This window comes from Sphingomonas sp. LaA6.9, assembly GCF_022601895.1.
Classification (GTDB): domain Bacteria; phylum Pseudomonadota; class Alphaproteobacteria; order Sphingomonadales; family Sphingomonadaceae; genus Sphingobium_A.
Map to the genome: position 1 here is coordinate 1 of NZ_JAKVIO010000064.1, position 16,347 is coordinate 16,347.

At 64.4% G+C, this 16,347-nt stretch carries 19 protein-coding genes; 8 read left to right on the forward strand and 11 right to left on the reverse strand.

All coding sequences use genetic code 11. The features are described from left to right. The 6 genes from MKI88_RS20140 to MKI88_RS20165 all read right to left on the reverse strand — a co-directional run. Positions 1-293, reverse strand: a 293-nt coding sequence (locus MKI88_RS20140; protein WP_241633342.1) for a YbjN domain-containing protein, incomplete at its 3' end; no start/stop codon positions are given. 106 nt (positions 294-399) lie between these two features. Further along, entirely contained in the window at positions 400-696 is a 297-nt protein-coding gene (locus MKI88_RS20145) for an accessory factor UbiK family protein (protein WP_241633343.1), read from the reverse strand. A gap of 21 nt (positions 697-717) precedes the next feature. Further along, positions 718-1,272 (reverse strand): TspO/MBR family protein, encoded by a 555-nt coding sequence (locus MKI88_RS20150; RefSeq protein ID WP_241633344.1) that lies wholly within the window; start codon positions 1,270-1,272, stop codon positions 718-720. A gap of 15 nt (positions 1,273-1,287) precedes the next feature. Continuing rightward, positions 1,288-4,386: an efflux RND transporter permease subunit gene (locus MKI88_RS20155; RefSeq protein WP_241633345.1), complete on the reverse strand. Its 3,099-nt coding sequence runs from the start codon at positions 4,384-4,386 to the stop codon at positions 1,288-1,290. A 12-nt stretch (positions 4,387-4,398) separates the two neighbouring features. Further along, positions 4,399-5,448 carry an efflux RND transporter periplasmic adaptor subunit gene (locus tag MKI88_RS20160; protein ID WP_241633346.1) on the reverse strand — a complete coding sequence of 350 codons (1,050 nt, stop codon included), beginning with the start codon at positions 5,446-5,448 and terminating at the stop codon, positions 4,399-4,401. A 45-nt stretch (positions 5,449-5,493) separates the two neighbouring features. Then, positions 5,494-6,249: a TlyA family RNA methyltransferase gene (locus MKI88_RS20165; protein WP_241633347.1), complete on the reverse strand. Its 756-nt coding sequence runs from the start codon at positions 6,247-6,249 to the stop codon at positions 5,494-5,496. Between the two features lie 210 nt (positions 6,250-6,459). Between MKI88_RS20165 and MKI88_RS20170 the strand changes: the two genes are divergently transcribed. Continuing rightward, positions 6,460-7,983, forward strand: a complete 1,524-nt coding sequence (locus MKI88_RS20170) for a ComEC/Rec2 family competence protein (protein ID WP_241633348.1) — start codon at positions 6,460-6,462, stop codon at positions 7,981-7,983. Positions 7,984-8,022: 39 nt separating this feature from the next. Here MKI88_RS20170 and dxs read toward each other — a convergent pair whose 3' ends face one another. From dxs to MKI88_RS20185, 3 genes are all read right to left on the reverse strand, one after another. After that, complete coding sequence (gene dxs / locus MKI88_RS20175; protein WP_241633349.1) at positions 8,023-9,948, reverse strand: 1-deoxy-D-xylulose-5-phosphate synthase; 1,926 nt, start codon at positions 9,946-9,948, stop codon at positions 8,023-8,025. A 101-nt stretch (positions 9,949-10,049) separates the two neighbouring features. Then, complete coding sequence (locus MKI88_RS20180) at positions 10,050-10,508, reverse strand: Fur family transcriptional regulator (RefSeq protein ID WP_241633350.1); 459 nt, start codon at positions 10,506-10,508, stop codon at positions 10,050-10,052. Between the two features lie 48 nt (positions 10,509-10,556). Continuing rightward, positions 10,557-10,925: a MerC domain-containing protein gene (locus tag MKI88_RS20185; protein ID WP_241633351.1), complete on the reverse strand. Its 369-nt coding sequence runs from the start codon at positions 10,923-10,925 to the stop codon at positions 10,557-10,559. A gap of 144 nt (positions 10,926-11,069) precedes the next feature. Here MKI88_RS20185 and MKI88_RS20190 point away from each other — a divergent pair, with 144 nt between their 5' ends. The 7 genes from MKI88_RS20190 to rpsI all read left to right on the forward strand — a co-directional run bounded on the left by MKI88_RS20190 (position 11,070) and on the right by rpsI (position 14,820). Continuing rightward, positions 11,070-11,471: a GFA family protein gene (locus MKI88_RS20190; RefSeq protein ID WP_241633352.1), complete on the forward strand. Its 402-nt coding sequence runs from the start codon at positions 11,070-11,072 to the stop codon at positions 11,469-11,471. A gap of 53 nt (positions 11,472-11,524) precedes the next feature. Next, on the forward strand, positions 11,525-12,562 hold the full coding sequence (locus MKI88_RS20195; protein ID WP_241633353.1) for a COX15/CtaA family protein: 1,038 nt from the start codon (positions 11,525-11,527) through the stop codon (positions 12,560-12,562). After that, positions 12,559-12,879: a divalent-cation tolerance protein CutA gene (gene cutA, locus MKI88_RS20200; RefSeq protein WP_241633354.1), complete on the forward strand. Its 321-nt coding sequence runs from the start codon at positions 12,559-12,561 to the stop codon at positions 12,877-12,879. Before MKI88_RS20195 ends, cutA begins: the two co-directional genes overlap by 4 nt. A 57-nt stretch (positions 12,880-12,936) precedes the next feature. Further along, positions 12,937-13,197, forward strand: a complete 261-nt coding sequence (locus MKI88_RS20205; RefSeq protein ID WP_241633355.1) for a hypothetical protein — start codon at positions 12,937-12,939, stop codon at positions 13,195-13,197. A 126-nt stretch (positions 13,198-13,323) separates the two neighbouring features. Beyond that, complete coding sequence (locus MKI88_RS20210; protein ID WP_241633356.1) at positions 13,324-13,674, forward strand: hypothetical protein; 351 nt, start codon at positions 13,324-13,326, stop codon at positions 13,672-13,674. A gap of 139 nt (positions 13,675-13,813) precedes the next feature. Beyond that, a complete protein-coding gene (gene rplM / locus MKI88_RS20215) occupies positions 13,814-14,293 on the forward strand; it encodes a 50S ribosomal protein L13 (RefSeq protein WP_241633357.1) in 480 nt (159 codons plus the stop codon). Next, on the forward strand, positions 14,293-14,820 hold the full coding sequence (rpsI, locus tag MKI88_RS20220; RefSeq protein WP_241633358.1) for a 30S ribosomal protein S9: 528 nt from the start codon (positions 14,293-14,295) through the stop codon (positions 14,818-14,820). Before rplM ends, rpsI begins: the two co-directional genes overlap by 1 nt. A 97-nt stretch (positions 14,821-14,917) precedes the next feature. Here rpsI and MKI88_RS20225 read toward each other — a convergent pair whose 3' ends face one another. Further along, positions 14,918-15,985, reverse strand: a complete 1,068-nt coding sequence (locus tag MKI88_RS20225) for a nucleotidyltransferase family protein (protein ID WP_241633359.1) — start codon at positions 15,983-15,985, stop codon at positions 14,918-14,920. Further along, a partial coding sequence (locus MKI88_RS20230; RefSeq protein ID WP_241633360.1) for a hypothetical protein occupies positions 15,978-16,347 on the reverse strand: 370 nt, incomplete at its 5' end. The genes MKI88_RS20225 and MKI88_RS20230, both read right to left, overlap by 8 nt.

Sequence of the window (16,347 nt, forward strand, 5' to 3'; positions counted from 1 at the left end):
AGCTCGAAATGACCGAGCCACAGCTGCTCGTTGATAAGCCCGAGCGTCTCGTACATGGCGGCGCGTTTTTCGACCGCGACCTTGATATCGGGCAGTGCCAGGAACTGGAGTACACGATCATCCTCGCGCCATACCGCACGCAGTTCGTATTTCGCCCAGCTGCCGTCGGTGCTGGCGACGATCTCGTCATCGCCCACCTTTTCATGCGTCCAACCATGTGCCGCGAAATAGGCTTCGAGCATCTCGATCGGCGCACCGCTGTCGCGCGCCGACTCAAACTCGTCCAACGTCATTCCTGCCTGCCTGGCCAGTTATTCATGATGCAACAGGTGCAACCGCTTGCCCGCGAAAACAAGGCAAAACGGCGCACCTGCGCAAATAAACTGTGGATGATGTGGCTCAGGCCTTTGGCTTGGCGGCCTTTTTGACGGCCGGCTTCGCAGCCGCCTTGGGCGCCGATTTGCCCTCCAGCGCATCGAGCCGCGCCTTCAGCGCATCGGCCTCGTCACGCGCAGCCGCGGCCATCGCCTTGACCGCTTCGAATTCGTCGCGGCTGACGAAGTCGAGCCCGCCGATCCATTCCTTGGCACGCTCGCGCGCCGAGGCCTCGGCCTCGCGCCCGACGCCGGCAAGGGTTCCGGCCGCGCCGTTGATGAACTTGACGAAATCGTCGAAAATCCGGTTCTCAGACTGCATTATAGCGCTCCATATCCCTTGCTAGAGCGCTATCTGGGCCTTGGGCACGCCGCGCACAAGGGTTTCGGCATCGGGATTGAGCTGGTCGATCTGCCAGTTGAGCATCGCCGCAAAACACAGCCACGCCAGATAGGGGAGCATCAGCCACGCCGCGCGCGCGCGTACGCGGCCGAACGCAAAGGTCGTGATCGTCGCGAGCGCGAGGATCAGCAGGATCAGCCAGAAGGCCAGCGAGACCTGGTGCGCCGCGAAAAACAGCGGAGACCACGCCAGATTGGCGACGAACTGGGCGACGAACAGCGCAACCGCGACCGGGCGCCCGCTCGCGCCGCGCGCGTTGAGGACCACCGCGAGCGCAAGCCCCATCAACAGGTAGAGCAGCGTCCAGGCCGCCCCGAAGACCCAGCCGGGCGGCATGATATCGGGCTTGGCGAGCGCGTCGAACCATGGATTGCCATAGCCCGAATCGGACAATCGTCCCGACAAAACGCCGAGCAGGACGGCCGCTGGTACCGTCACCAATGCCCAGCGAAACAACGATCCACGCAATTGTGTCTGTGACGCGAGTTCGGTCATCCCCTCATGCCTTCCTCATTCCGCGGGCGCGGGGCGCTCAAGCGCCGCGTCCAGTTCACGCCCGACCGCTTCGGGCGAGCCCGTATGGCGGGCAAGCCGCTGATACAGGATAGGAATGAGGAAAAGCGTAATGAAGGTGGCTATGGCAACCCCGAAAACGATGACGACGCCGATTGCGGTGCGCGAGGCAGCACCTGCGCCACCGACGATCACCAGCGGGAGGGCGCCCATGACCGTTGCGATCGAGGTCATCAGGATCGGTCGCAGGCGGCGCACGGCGGCCATGCGGATCGCCTCGGCAATCTCCTTGCCCTCATCGCGCAACTGGTTGGCGAACTCGACGATCAGGATGCCGTTCTTGGCCGCGAGCCCGACGAGCATGACGATGCCGACCTGACTGTAGAGGTTGATCGTCTGTCCGGTGAGCGCAAGCCCGACCACGCCGCCCGCCACCGCCAGCGGGACGGTCGTGATGATGACCATCGGGTGCACGAAGCTCTCGAACTGCGCGGCGAGCACGAGGAACACGATCAGGATCGTCAGGCCGAACACGACCCAGATCGAGCCGCCGGTTTCCTTGAACGCCTGGCTCTGGCCGCGATAGCCGATCGCGGTGACTTCGAGTGATGCGGCCGCCTGCTGCTCAAGGAAGGTCAGTGCCTCGCCCAGCGTATAGCCCGGCGCCAGCGCGCCCTGCAGCGTGATCGCGCGCATTTTGTTGAAGCGACCAAGATCGCGCGGTCCCGCGGTCTCGCGCGTGGTGACGAGGTTGGAGAGCGGGATCAGGTCCCCTGTGCGGCTGCGCACATGGATCTGCGCGAGATTGGCGAGCGAGGAGCGCCCCGAGGCCTCCGCCTGGACGATCACGCGATATTCCTCGCCACGGTCGATATAGGTCGACACGCGGCGCGAGCCGAGCAGGCTCTGGAGCGCCTGGCTCACTTCTTCCACAGAAACGCCAAGGTCGCCCGCACGCTGGGTGTTCACCTCGATGCGGAGTTGCGGCTTGGTTTCCTTATAGTCGGAATCGAGATTGATGATCCCGGGATTCTCCCCGGCGGCCGCGAGGATCCGGTCGCGCGCGATGGCGAGCTCCTCATAGCTGTTGCCCGCGATCACGAAGCTGATGGGATTGTTCTGCCCGCGCCCGCCCAGCGCGGCGCGGACCGACGCGTTACCGCGAATGGCGGGTTGCTGGCGCAGCTTGGCGTTGACCTCGTCGACAACGTCCTGCGTCGTCTTGTCACGCTCCTCCCATGGTTTGAGGAAGAGTATGAAACTGCCGCTGTTGAAATCGTCGCTTGAACCGAAACCCGCGGGCGTGCGCGTGATCATGGTGCGCACGGTGCCTTCGTCGAGCAAGGGCAGCAGCGCTTGCTGCGCCCCAAGCATATAGCGGTCCATGGTGTCGAAACCCGTGCCCTCGGGCGCACTGACCTGGGTCTGGACGATGCCGACGTCCTCTTGCGGGATCAGCTCCGACTTCATGAAGGTGAAAAGCACTCCGGCTGCCGCAAGGAACAGGAGCGTCGCGGCAACCGGGACAAGCGGGCGCGAAATTGCCTTGTCGACGAACCGCGCATAGCCCGATTCGACGCGCTGGAAGCGATCATCGATCCACTGGGTGAAGCGCCCGCGCTCCTCGTGCCGCAGCAATTTGGAGCACAGCATGGGCGCAAGGCTGAGCGCGAGAAAGCCCGAAAATCCGATCGCCGCGACCATCGCGACCGCGAGTTCGCGGAACAGCAGGCCGGTCTGGCCCGCAAGGAACATGACGGGCACGAACACGGCGCACACGACCACCGTGGTCGATATCACCGCAAAACCCACCTGACGCGTGCCCCGGAATGCCGCGACCAGCGGGGGTTCGCCCTGTTCTATCCGGTGATAGACATTCTCCAGCACGACGATCGCGTCGTCGACCACCAGACCGATGGCGAGCACGAGCGCAAGCAGCGTCAGCAAATTGATCGAATAGCCGAAGAACCAGAGCACCGCGAAGGCGCAGAGCAGGCAGATCGGCACCGTGACCGCGGGGATCAGCGTGGCGCGCCAGCTTCCCAGAAAGAGGAAGATGACCAGCACCACGAGCACCGCAGCCTCGGCCAGGGTGTGCCACACGCGCTCGATCGCGCGGCTGATGAACAGCGACTCATCCGACCCGACATTGAAGGTCATGCCTTCGGGAAGGTCCAGCGACGCCGCCTCGGCCTTGGCGCGCTCTGCGACCTCGAGCGTGTTGGCGCCCGACTGGCGAACAATGCCGAGGCCGACCGCGGGTTGCCCGTTCAGCCGGAACGTCTGGTACATGTTTTCGGCATTCTGCTCGACACGCGCGACATCGGAAAGCCGCACGAGATACCCGTCCGCGCCGCGTCCCACGACGAGCTGCGCGAACTCCTCGGGCGTGCCGAAGGGCCGGTCCACGCGCAAGGTGACATTCTGATCCTTCGATTCGATGCGCCCGGCAGGCAGCTCGACATTCTGCGTCCTGAGCGCGGTCTCGACGTCGCCGGGGGTCATCGAGAATGCGGCCAGCCGTTCCGCGTTGAGCCATACGCGCATCGAGGGGCGCGCCTCACCACCGACGAAGACACGCGCAACGCCGTCGATGGCGGAAAAGCGATCGACAAGATTGCGATCGACATAGTCGCTGAGCTGAAGACGCGACCAGTCGGGCTTGGAGAAGACAAGAAACAGGATCGGCGAGGCATCGGCGTCGGCCTTGCGAACTTCGGGCGCCAGCGCCTCTTCGGGGAGGTCCTCGGTCGCCGAGCTCACGCGATCGCGCACGTCGTTGGTCGCAGAGTCGATGTCACGGCCCGGATTGAACTCGATCGTGATATCCGACTGACCGTCGCGCGAGCGCGAGGTAATCGCGAGGATGCCCTCGATACCGGCAAGCTGCTCCTCGAGTACCTGCGTGATCCGCGTCTCGACAACGCTGGCCGCGGCGCCGGTGTAGACCGTCTCGACCGAGACGACGGGCGGATCGGTATCGGGATATTCACGCACCGAAAGGCTGAAGAAACCGACCACGCCAACAACGCAGAGGAGCAGCGCGATGACGGTGGCGAAGACCGGGCGGCGGACCGAGAGATCGGAGAGCTGCATTGCGCCGCCTCCTTATTTGCCGGCCTGAGCCGGCCTCGCACCCTTCGCGCCGGCGAGGCTCACCTGCATCCCATCGGCGAGCTTCACGACGCCTTCGGTGACGATGCGCACACCGGGCCTGAGCCCCTCGACAATCTCGACCATGCCGTTCTGGCGCGCGCCTGTGCGCACGGATGTCCGCTTCACCTTGTCGCCGGGCCCGAGCACATAGACAAAGGTCCGGTCACCCTCGCCCACCAGCGCCAGTTCGGGAACGGCCGCTGCGGTGCGCGCGGCGGATTCAACGGCCACGGTCATCAGCATGCCGGGCTTCAGAAGCAGTTCCGGATTGGGCAGAACCGCACGGACGGTCACCGCACGCGTCGCGGGATTGATCACCGGGTCGATACTGCGGACCTGACCTTCAAAGCTCCGATCGGGCCATGCCGCCGCAACGGCCTTGATCGACTGGCCCTGCCTGAGCGCGGAAAGCAATGTTTCAGGAACCGCGAAATCGAGCTTGATCTGCGATATGTCGCTGACCGTCGCGATCTCGGTCCCCGATGTCACCACCGCACCCTGCGAGATGTTGCGCAGCGACACCCAGCCCGAAAAGGGCGCGCGGATCACGCGGTCACCGATCGAGGCGCGTGCTTCGGCCGCCTGCGCGCGCGCTGAGGATGCGAGCGCAGATTGCGCATCGACCGCCGAATTTGTCGCAAAACCGCTTTTCTTGAGCTGCTGGAGCCGCGCCAGTTGCTGCTCGGCCTCGCGCGCCCGACCGCCCGCATCCGCGAGCTGTGCGCTTTCCTGTCCCTGGGCCAGCGTGGCGATCACCTGCCCAGCGTGGACAAACCCGCCATCGGTAAAATTGATGCGCGTCAGGCGCTCGGTAACGGGTGCGGCAAGCGTGACCTGCTCATTGGCGAGCGCAGTGCCGATCGCATCGATCCGGTCGACGAACTGGTGCGAGACGACGGCTTCCGCCTTCACGAGTGGCGCGGAGCGGTTCCCCCCCGCATTGCCGTTGTTGCAGCCGGCCAGCAATGCCACGGGGGCAAGAAGGAGATACAGGGTACGCATGAGCCCAAGCGTCGCTAGTGCGCGACGGATCGCTTGGCAAGCCGATCAGTTGTCGCAATTTGTCGCGGTTGCCCTGTGCGCGGCGATCAGGAATTCGACATTGCCTTCCGGGCCCTTGATCGGGCTCTCGGCAACGCCTTCGACGTCCCAGCCCTTGCCGACGATCCAGTGGCGCACTTCTTCACAGACACGCGCATGCACTAACGGATCCCGGACCACGCCTCCCTTGCCGACCTCCTGGCGCCCCGCCTCGAATTGCGGCTTGATCAGTGCGATCAGGCGCGCGGCGGGCGCGGCGAAGGACAGCGGCACTTCGAGCACCTTGGCGAGCGCGATGAAGCTGGCATCGCACACGAACAGATCGATCGGTTCCGGCACATGGGCAGCGGTCAGGATGCGCGCGCTCGTCTGTTCATGGACGATGACGCGCGGATCCTGCCGCAATTTCCAGGCGAGCTGGTTGGTGCCGCTGTCGACCGCATAGACGCGCACCGCGCCTTTGGTCAGCAGCACGTCGGTAAAGCCGCCCGTCGATGAACCGACATCCATCGCGACCGCACCTGTCACGTCCCAGTCGAAATGGTCAAGCGCATGCGCCAGCTTGATCCCGCCGCGCGAAACCCAGGGATGATCGCGCCCGCGCACCTCGATCGGCGCGTCATCGGGGAGAGGTTGCCCCGCCTTCTCGATCTTGCGCTCGCCCGAGAAGACCAGCCCGGCCAGAATCAGCGCCTGCGCGCGGGTCCGGCTCTCAGCCAGACCGCGGTCGACGAGGAGTTGATCGGTTCGGATCTTGGGCATGTCCGCGCAGATAGCGCCAGCGCGCGCCATTGCAAAACCCGCAATTCGTTTTGAGGGCGTTACAACCGCTTTCGAATGTGCGATAAGCCGCGCATCAGCACACAGACCTTGATCGTTTCATGCTGGAGCAGCCTGAAACGTGAATCAAGGTCTCAACAGAGCCTGACGGTCGCACCCGATAACCGCACTTCTGAATCCGGAGGTTTGGCGATGCGTGTCTATGTCAAGGCGCTGAAGGCGAGGATCACCGCCAGCGAGGGCGGGTCCGTCAAGCATGTCATCTGGGGCGACTGGCTCGATGTCGAGGACCATCCCGACCGGCCCGACAAATATATCGTCAACTGGAAGGCCTGGAACGCCCAGAGCAACAGCGTTGGAATCGAAAAATATGTGATCGCCAGGAGCGACTGCCAGACAGAGGCGCTGCTCGAAATGATCTTTCTCGACGTCGGCCAGGGCGATGGCTGCATCGTCAGCGTGCCCGACGGAAACAGCCAGCGCACGCTGATTATAGATGCGGGCGAGCGCACCAACATGCACCGCTTCCTCAAATGGCGCTTCCGCTATGTCGATGACGGCGCGCAGTTCCACGCCGCCGTCCTCACGCATCCGGACATGGATCACTACAAGGGCTTCCAGCCGATCTTCGACGATGCGCGGATCAGCTTCGACACCGTCTATCACAATGGCCTGATGGAGCGCGTCGCGGCCGTGGAATCGGACCTGCTCGGCGCCCGCGCGAACGGGCAATGCACCGAGATCTTCCCTGCGCGCGACGTGCTCGACAATTTTCTGTCGGTGCCCGCACGACGCGGAGACAAGCTCTACCCCAAGCTGCTCTGGACCGCATTGCAGGCGCCCGCACGTTTCGGCGACATCCGGATGGCGGCGGTGGGTCATGGCGACGCGGCGCCTGATGGCAGAACCTATCTGCCCGGCTTCGCCCCCGCGGGTGCCGACCCGCCCTCGATCGAGATTCTAGGCCCGGTGCCCGAAACCACGCCCGCGGGGGCGCCTGCACTCAGAACCTTTGGAGACAACCCCAATGATGGCGGCTTCAACCCCGGCAAGACCAAGAACGGGCATTCGGTGATCCTGAAGCTGCGCTACCGCGATTTCAGCGCCGTTTTCGGCGGTGACCTCAATCGCCCCGCCGAAGACTATCTGCTGCGCCATTATGGCGAGATCGGCGTCGCGGCAAAGCTGTCGGACGCGCTTCCCAAGGCGAAGCTGCGACTGGGCGCCGACCTGCTCAAATGCTGCCACCATGGCTCGTCGGACGTGACCGACGAATTTGTCGAGGCGGTCAATCCCTTCGCCTTCGTCGTCTCGTCGGGCGATGAGGAAAGCCATGTCCACCCGAAGCCCGAACTGCTTGGCCTGCTGGGCAAGAAAGGGCGCGGCGATCGCCCGCTCATCCTCTGCACCGAGATCCTGCGCTCGACGCCCGAAAGCCGCTCTATGACCACGCAGGAACAGGCCACGCTCGACAAGCTGATCGACGCGGTCGATACCGCGGCCAACGCCACAGACCGCATGAAGGCGCGCAAGGCAGTGAACGACTTCTGGAACGCGCGTTTCCGGCGGCTGGTCAATGTCTATGGCGCGATCACGCTGCGCACCGACGGCCGGACGCTCCTCATCGCGTTCCGGAAGGAAAAGGTGAAGGGCTCGCCCTGGCAGCTCTACAAGTACAGCTTCACCGGCGGCGCATGGGTGGGCGGCGCTGCTTAGGCGTGCAACAGCCGCCGTGGCGCTGATCGAGGATCTGCCCTAAGCTCGCGCGCCCTCGATCACACCGCTTGAATTGTGCCTGAGCGCCTTGAGCACCGTGTCGATGACCTGCGGCGCGTTGAGCCCCGCCTCGTCATACTGGACTTCGGGCTTGTCCTGATCCTGGAAGACATCGGGCAGACGCATCGTGCGCAGCTTAAGACCCGCGTCGATGAGACCGCTGTCGCTGGCATAGGTGAGCACATGCGCGCCAAGGCCGCCGATCGCGCCCTCTTCGATCGTCACCGCCACTTCGTGCGTGGTGAGGAGCTTGCGGATCAGTGCCTCATCGAGCGGCTTGGCGAAGCGCAGATCTGCGACGGTGGTCGAAAGCCCCATCGCATCGAGCTGATCGGCCGCCTTGAGCGCCTCTTCGAGCCGCGTCCCCAGCGACAGGATCGCGACCTTCTTGCCCTGACGCATGATACGGCCCTTGCCGATCTCCAGCCTTTCGGGCGTCACCGGTAGCGCGACCCCGGTGCCGTTGCCGCGCGGATAGCGTACCGCGATCGGCCCGCTGTCATGCACCGCGCAGGTGTGGACCATATGGACGAGCTCGGCCTCGTCGGCGGCAGCCATCACGACAAAATTGGGGAGCGTCGCGAGATAGGTGACGTCGAAGCTGCCGGCATGCGTCGAGCCGTCGGCGCCGACCAGCCCAGCGCGATCGATCGCGAAGCGCACGGGCAGGTTCTGGATCGCGACATCGTGGACCACCTGGTCATAGGCGCGCTGGAGGAAGGTCGAATAGATTGCGCAGAAGGGTCGCATGCCCTGCGCCGCGAGGCCAGCAGCGAAGGTCACCGCATGCTGCTCGGCTATGCCGACATCGAAGGCACGGTCGGGGAACATCTGCTCGAACTTGTCGAGCCCGGTCCCCGAGGGCATCGCCGCGGTGATTGCGCAGATGGTCGCGTCGCGTTCGGCCTCGGCGATCAGCGCCTTGGCGAAAACCCCGGTATAGCTGGGTGGCCCCGGAGGGGCCTTGGCCTGCGCGCCGGTGATGACGTCGAATTTCTGTACGCCGTGATATTTGTCTGCGGCAGCCTCGGCGGGGGCATAGCCCTTGCCCTTTTGCGTCACGACATGGACGAGGATCGGCCCCTCCTCGGCGTCGCGGACATTTTCGAGCACGGGGATGAGCTGGTCGAGATTGTGGCCGTCAATCGGGCCGACATAATAAAATCCCAGTTCCTCGAAGAGCGTGCCCCCCATCGCCATGCCGCGTGCGAATTCGTCGGTCTTGCGGGCCGCGGCATGGAGCGGACGCGGCAGCCGGCGCGCAACACGGCGCGCAAGATCGCGCAGACCCAGGAATTCGCGGCTCGATACGATGCGCGAGAGATAGGCGGACAGGCCACCCACCGGGGGAGCGATCGACATGTCGTTGTCGTTGAGGATCACGACCAGCCGGTTGCCCGCCTGCTCGGCATTGTTCATGGCCTCATAGGCCATGCCCGCCGACATCGCGCCGTCGCCGATCACCGCGATCGCCTTGCCCGGCTTGTCCGCGAGCTTGTTCGCCACCGCGAAACCCAGCGCCGCGCTGATCGAGGTCGAGCTGTGCGCCGCGCCGAAGGGATCGAACTCGCTTTCTGAGCGCTTGGTGAAGCCCGAAAGGCCGCCCCCCATGCGCAATGTGCGAATGCGGTCGCGCCGTCCGGTCAGGATCTTGTGCGGATAGCATTGATGGCCGACGTCCCAGATCAGCCGGTCGTCGGGGGTGTTGAAGACATAATGGATCGCAGTCGTCAGTTCGACCACGCCAAGGCCGGACCCGAGATGGCCGCCGGTGGTACCAACCGCCGAAATCGTCTCCGCGCGCAGTTCGTCCGCAAGCTGGCGCAGTTGCGCAGGCTTCAGTGTACGAAGGTCAGCGGGCGTGGCGACGGTGTCGAGCAACGGCGTCGCGGGTGAATCGGACATATATTCCCTCTTTCGAGCCGCAGCTTTAACGCCCGTGCGCGTCCCTGTCGAACGGAACCGTTGTCAGATTGCGGTGCGCAAACGATGCAGCTGCGGCTGCGTCATTCGCAATCGGCGCAGCGGCCGTGCACTTCGATCACCGGCCGTTCGGGCGAAAACCCCGCCTTGCGCGCCGCGGTCCGCACGCCTGCCGAGAGGCTGTCATCATCGATATGTGTCGCCTGCCCGCAATTGTCGCAGACAAGGAAGATGCAGTCGTGGAGGCAGTCTGGATGCGCATTGGCGACATAGGCGTTCACGCTTTCGACGCGGCGCGCCAGATTGGCGGTCACGAACAGGTCGAGTATCCGGTACACGCTGTTGGCCGCGACGCGGCGCCCCTGCGCGGTGGAGACGGCTTCCGCAATGTCATAGGCTGAGGCGGGCTTGGCGAAGCCCGAAAGCGCATCGAACACGCTGGCGCGCATGTCGGTCCACTGCTCGCCCGACTTCTCGAACGCCGCCTTGGCGGCGTCCGCGAGCGCCATGCCTTCATGCTCGTGATGATTATGCTGTGCCATGACGCGAATTTAGGCGTTCAGCAGCCGCGCGGCAAGCTGGCGTGGACGTTAATGCGTCGCGCGGCGGTTAAGATCGTGCCCGAGCGCGAGGATGCCGACCCCGATGATGGTGTAGATGACCTCGCTCGCGTCATGACTCATGGTCAGCGCGCCTGCCATCACCCCGAGCCCGAGCGCGCCCACTGCGGAGGGCATCATGAAGCCGTGCTGCCAGATTCCCGTGCCCAGCGCGATGATGCCCAGCGCGATCGCGAAGATCAGGCCGATTTCGTGGATCCGGTGGTCGACCAGAAGCCCGCCCGCCGAGGCAAGCAGCGCGACCAATACCGCGCTCACGATGCAATGGACGACGCACAGACCCGACAGGCCGATGGCCAGCCGGTCAAGCAGTCCTGCACGCGATACGAGGTTATTCACTGACGACTCCGGTTCGAGCGCTCCGCCTTTGGCACGCTCCGTCATAAGTTACAACATAACATTTGCCAAAGCCATGCTGCTGTCACCCGATGGCAGCAACATCGCTATGATGGCGCTGGATGGGTGATTCGGGAGAGAGTGCAAATGCTTGAAGGTGGCTGCCATTGCGGCGCGGTGCGCTATCAGGTGTCGGGTACGCCCGCACATAATGCGCTGTGTCATTGCACCGACTGCCGGCGATCGGCGGGAGCTCCGCTGGTTGGCTGGGCGCTTTTCGCGGCGGATGACATCACGGTGCGGCGGGGCGAGCCGCGCATCTACGCCTCTTCCGAAAACGGACGCCGCCATTTCTGCCCGGCATGCGGAACCGGCCTGTTCTATACCAACGAAACCATATTTCCCGGCATGATCGATATCCAATCGGCGACGCTCGACGATCCTGATGCGCTGGGTCCGCCATCGGCGCAGATCCAGGTCGCCGAACGCATCGGCTGGATGGCAGACGCGCACGCGCTGCCCGCCTTTGAGCGGTATCCGGAATTCTAGCCGGGCCTGGGCGCCCTTGTGCGGCTTAGCCGCGCGGGGCATAGGCGCGGGCCATGTCGTTCGACCGTCCTGCAACGCCGGCACCGCAGCCGGCCAATCTGGCGCGCTGGCTCGCCTGCGTCGCCGCGCTCGTCTTCCTGATTGTCGTCGTCGGCGGCATCACGCGCCTGACCGAATCGGGGCTTTCGATCACCGAATGGAAGCCCATCAGCGGCATCATCCCGCCGCTGAGTGATGCGGCGTGGCACGCCGAGTTCGAGGCGTACAAGCGCATCCCGGAATATCAGCTCATCAACAACGGAATGAGTCTGAGCGATTTCAAGCAGATCTTCTTCTGGGAATATATCCACCGCGTCCTCGGCCGCGTCATCGGCATGGCCTTTGCGTTGCCGATGCTCTGGTTCTGGTGGAAGCGCGCAATCCCCAAGGGCTATGGCCCGCGCCTGACCGCGCTACTCGCACTCGGCGGGCTTCAGGGTGCGATCGGCTGGTGGATGGTGTCCTCGGGGCTCGCCGAGCGGACCGATGTCAGCCATATCCGGCTTGCAGTCCACCTGCTAACCGCGCTCACGATCCTGGGCGGGCTGACATGGACCGCGCTCGACCTCGCAACGCTTGCACGCAACCCGAATGCGAAGCCCGCGCGCCTGACCGGATTTGCCGCCTTCGCACTCATCATCCTGTTCGTGCAGCTGCTGCTGGGGGCCTTCACGGCCGGGCTCAATGCCGGATTCGCTTTCTCGAGCTGGCCGAAGATGGGGGAAGAATGGTTCCCCGCGGGCACACCGATGGTCGAGCCCTGGCTGCGCAATCTGGTAGACAATCCGATCGTGGTGCAATTCGTGCACCGCTGGTTCGCGTGGATCGCGGCCGGCGTGCTGATCCTGCTGGGGCTGCGCGTGCGCAAGCTGGGCATGCCAATGGCGCTGGCTAATCTTGCGCTGCTCGTCAGCGTCCAGATTGCGCTGGGCATCGCCACGCTGCTGACCGGCGTCAATATCGCGATCGCGACGGCGCACCAGGCAGTGGGCGCATTGCTCGTCATCTCCGCGACCGCAGCGGCCTTCTCGCTTGGCAGGCAGCCCAGGTGACCTCGATCGTCACGGTCTATGCGGTCTTCGGATCGCAGGACGAGGCCGAACGCATAGGCACCGCGATGATCGAGGAGAGGATGGCGGCCTGCGTCAACATTCTCGCGCCATGCCGATCCATCTATCGCTGGAAGGGCGCCATCGAACAGGCCGTGGAGGTCCCCGCGCTATTCAAGACGACCGCGGCGAATGCGAACGATCTCGTTGCGCGCATTGCCGCGCTGCACAGCTATGACACGCCGGCGATAACGGTCTGGTCAATAGCGCATGCACCCGATAGCTATTCCGCCTGGGCGGAGGCTGAGACGGGGGAATAGCGGACGACGAGATTTGCGCTGGCCGCCGTGGCGTTCGCGATTTTTCCTTGCCCCGCAATGGCCCAACCGGTCGCCGCCAGCTTCGCTCCCCCGCTCGATCGCGAAATTCGCTATGACGTGATTGAAACGCGGCAGCGCCAGGGCATTGCGCTCGTCTTCACGCTCGACGAGCGCGTCCGCTTCGCGCGTGACGGTCGGGGCTACCGCATGAACGTGACGATGCAGTCCGCCCGCGCCGACGTCCCGACGGCGATCGCGCAGCGTTTCGATGCCGCATCTGCGCCCTTTGTCGGTCTTGATGTCGCTCTGTTGCTGTAGGCGGAGGGGAAGCCGATCGGGCTCGCCAACGAGGCTGGAACATGGAGCGGCTGCTCGCGGCGATCGAGGCGCTCAGGGCCGACAAGTCGCTTGCGCCGGGCGTCGCCGACGGCATCGAGGCGGTGTTTGCCGGCGATGCCGCCGGAGGCGCGCGCTGCCAAGCTGATGGAAGCTCCGCTTCGCATCGTCGGCTATGCGCTGCCGCCGATGGCGCCGGGCGCCAGCGTCGAGAACGGTGATACGCATCAGGGCGCGTCTGTCACGCTCAAAGCCGTCGATGCCGCCACCCTATCCTATTCGATTCGAACACGCCGACAGCTCTCGGCGACGGCGAATCTGACGGGTGAAGGCGAACTGTCCGTCGATCGCGCCACGGGGTTGCTGCACAATTCGATCACGCGCGAATGGGTGGCCGCAGCCGGGGCCGGTCCACGCGGCGTTCCCGACGCCACGATCACCGTAAAGCTCGTCCGCTAAACGCCAAGGTATTATGATACCCGTTTGCAATCCCGCGGTTTCGCTTGACTTCAGCGCCTATACCCGTCATTAGGCCGCCGTTCGCACCGCCTCGTCATACGGGCGGTTCGTTTGTTTTCATAGCATGAGGTCTAGCACCATGAAGGCGCTGATGAAGACCACCAAGTCGATAAAGCCGGCTGAGGTGGAAAAGAAATGGCATCTGATCGATGCCGACGGCCTGGTGGTCGGTCGCCTCGCGTCGATCATCGCCAATATCCTCCGCGGCAAGACCAAGCCGAGCTTCACCCCGCACATCGATTGCGGTGACAATGTCATCGTCATCAACGCGGACAAGGTGCGCTTCACCGGCAAGAAGCTGCAGGACAAGATCTATTACAAGCACACCGGCTATGCGGGCGGCATCAAGTCGATCACCGCGGGCAAGGTGCTCGAGGGCCGTTTCCCCGAGCGCGTGCTTGAAAAGGCGATCGAGCGCATGATCCCGCGCGGTCCGCTGGGCCGCCAGCAGATGCGCAACCTGCGCATCTATTCGGGCGCCGAGCATCCGCATGAGGGCCTGAACCCGACCGTGCTCGACGTCGCTGCCATGAACCGCAAGAACAAGGTGGGCGCATAATGTCCGATACCCGTCAATCGCTTTCCGACCTGAAGGAAATCGCCGAGGGCACCGTGGCAGAAGCCGCGATCGCCGCTGAAGGTTTCACCGCCGCTCCCGTCCAGCCTTCCGCGCCGCTGCGCGAGAAGGAAGTCGACGCGCAGGGCCGCGCCTATGCGACCGGCCGCCGCAAGGACGCCGTCGCTCGCGTCTGGCTGAAGCCCGGCACCGGCAAGATCACGGTCAACGGCCGCGATCAGGAAATCTACTTCGCACGTCCCACGCTGCGTCTCGTCATCAACCAGCCCTTCGGCGTCTCCGACCGCGAAGGTCAGTATGACGTCGTCTGCACCGTCAAGGGCGGCGGGCTTTCGGGCCAGGCCGGCGCGGTCAAGCACGGCATCGCCCAGGCCCTGTCGAAGTTCGAGCCCGCGCTGCGCGGCACGGTCAAGACGGCAGGCTTCCTGACGCGCGACAGCCGTACGGTCGAGCGTAAGAAGTACGGCAAGGCGAAGGCCCGCCGGAGCTTCCAGTTCTCGAAGCGTTAATTCGCCGACATACCGAACAGTCAAAGGGCGGTGCCGCTGGCGCCGCCCTTTTTCTTGCGCCAACGGGGTGCGACGCACCGGTGGCGGCGTATCCCTTCTAGACTTTACCCGGCGCCTTTTGCCGCATGAAGCGCCGAAGCGTTCCCGCAAGCCTGTCCAGCGTTCCTGCCCGGGGGGAAGGACCTTCGTTGGCAACACCGACATGCGGGGCGGCGTGGAAGCGCGGCGGATCGAGTGCCAGCGTCAAATAGGTCATCGGCGCCATCAGCACAGGCCAGCGGGCCTGGGTCATTCGTCTCCAGTACTGAAAACGCGGCCGCCACCCTCGCACCAGATCCACCGGAACCGGCGTGGCGAGCAACTGGCGGGCGGTGAATAGCTGCACCAACAGCGCAGTGCGCGGGTAACCGACGGAAAAATAATCCAAAAGGCGATTCCAGTCGATTCCCTGCGGGGTGCGCGCAAGGACATCGAGATCAAGCAGATGTCGCATATCGATCAATCCGCGCCAGTAATCGCGATCCTGGAGCTGGTCGTGCAGGATCAGGATCAGAGCCTGCGCCGTAGGCGACGGCAACAGCGCCATGCCCTCTCCAATCGCCACCGGCGCGGACGCACTCGCCAGATCGTCATGACCGATCCGCGGCCGGGGCGGTTTCATGCGACAATGGAGATCGATCATGCCGACATCGCATTCGCGGTAAAGCACCGACGCCGATTCCGGAGCAATGTCGTCCGATTGAAGGCGATAACCTATGCGCGCAAGGCAAGCGATGGCGTGCGGCATTGTGCTGACTGGCACCATCAGATCCAGATCGGAAAGCAGCCGTCCCTCACCGCCCGCCGCGTGACGCGTGCGCTGCAGCGCGGCGCCTTTCAACAGGATAGGCGTGATGCCTTCGCCGTTCAGACAGAGTACGGCTTCGGCCAATTGCGCCGAGAGGCGGGCGTTTCGCAATGCGGTGCGTTCGTGAATGGCCGACAGGAAGGTCTGCACGTCACCGGGGAGCCGTGGCCAATGGTCGCCTTCGCGCAACCGGTACGCCAGTGTTCCGGTGGTAAGGGTGCGGTTGGCGACTGCGATGACCGACTGCCAGTCAATGTCGGACGGGACATGCCCGCGCAGGCAATTCAACAGCGATCCGAGTGCGCGCGGATCAGCCATCTGCGGTCAGATGGCTGAGCAGTTCGACCGCCGCATCCAGATCGGAATAGTGCAGTTCATGGCACTGGGCGCGCTCGACGAAATCGACGAACATTGCCAAATCGGCAGCCGATGCGCGCTGTGAAGGCGCGTAAGCCTCCGCCATGACATCGGCCAGTGCCTCGACGGGTGTCCGGGCGACCAACCTGGCCACGACACCTTTTTGGCGCCGCAGCCGGATCAGCCATCGCGCCGGGATCCAGTCACGCCGTGGCGCCTCATGGACCGGCATGTAACGCACGCGGCGTCCATCGACCCGTCGATGGAGACCGTTCTCGCGCGGCAAGCCCAGCAGCTTCCATGCGCCCGCCTTTACCGCGGGC

Bases quoted from the DNA above. Each gene is read 5' to 3' on its own strand.
- MKI88_RS20170 (WP_241633348.1), top strand. From the start codon at position 6,460: ATGCGTGTCTATGTCAAGGCGCTGAAGGCGAGGATCACCGCCAGCGAG.
- dxs (WP_241633349.1), bottom strand. From the start codon at position 9,948: ATGTCCGATTCACCCGCGACGCCGTTGCTCGACACCGTCGCCACGCCC.
- MKI88_RS20190 (WP_241633352.1), top strand. From the start codon at position 11,070: ATGCTTGAAGGTGGCTGCCATTGCGGCGCGGTGCGCTATCAGGTGTCG.
- MKI88_RS20180 (WP_241633350.1), bottom strand. From the start codon at position 10,508: ATGGCACAGCATAATCATCACGAGCATGAAGGCATGGCGCTCGCGGAC.
- MKI88_RS20160 (WP_241633346.1), bottom strand. From the start codon at position 5,448: ATGCGTACCCTGTATCTCCTTCTTGCCCCCGTGGCATTGCTGGCCGGC.
- rpsI (WP_241633358.1), top strand. From the start codon at position 14,293: ATGTCCGATACCCGTCAATCGCTTTCCGACCTGAAGGAAATCGCCGAG.
- MKI88_RS20195 (WP_241633353.1), top strand. From the start codon at position 11,525: ATGTCGTTCGACCGTCCTGCAACGCCGGCACCGCAGCCGGCCAATCTG.
- MKI88_RS20225 (WP_241633359.1), bottom strand. From the start codon at position 15,985: ATGGCTGATCCGCGCGCACTCGGATCGCTGTTGAATTGCCTGCGCGGG.
- MKI88_RS20165 (WP_241633347.1), bottom strand. From the start codon at position 6,249: ATGCCCAAGATCCGAACCGATCAACTCCTCGTCGACCGCGGTCTGGCT.
- MKI88_RS20150 (WP_241633344.1), bottom strand. From the start codon at position 1,272: ATGACCGAACTCGCGTCACAGACACAATTGCGTGGATCGTTGTTTCGC.
- MKI88_RS20145 (WP_241633343.1), bottom strand. From the start codon at position 696: ATGCAGTCTGAGAACCGGATTTTCGACGATTTCGTCAAGTTCATCAAC.
- rplM (WP_241633357.1), top strand. From the start codon at position 13,814: ATGAAGGCGCTGATGAAGACCACCAAGTCGATAAAGCCGGCTGAGGTG.
- MKI88_RS20205 (WP_241633355.1), top strand. From the start codon at position 12,937: ATGGCCCAACCGGTCGCCGCCAGCTTCGCTCCCCCGCTCGATCGCGAA.
- MKI88_RS20155 (WP_241633345.1), bottom strand. From the start codon at position 4,386: ATGCAGCTCTCCGATCTCTCGGTCCGCCGCCCGGTCTTCGCCACCGTC.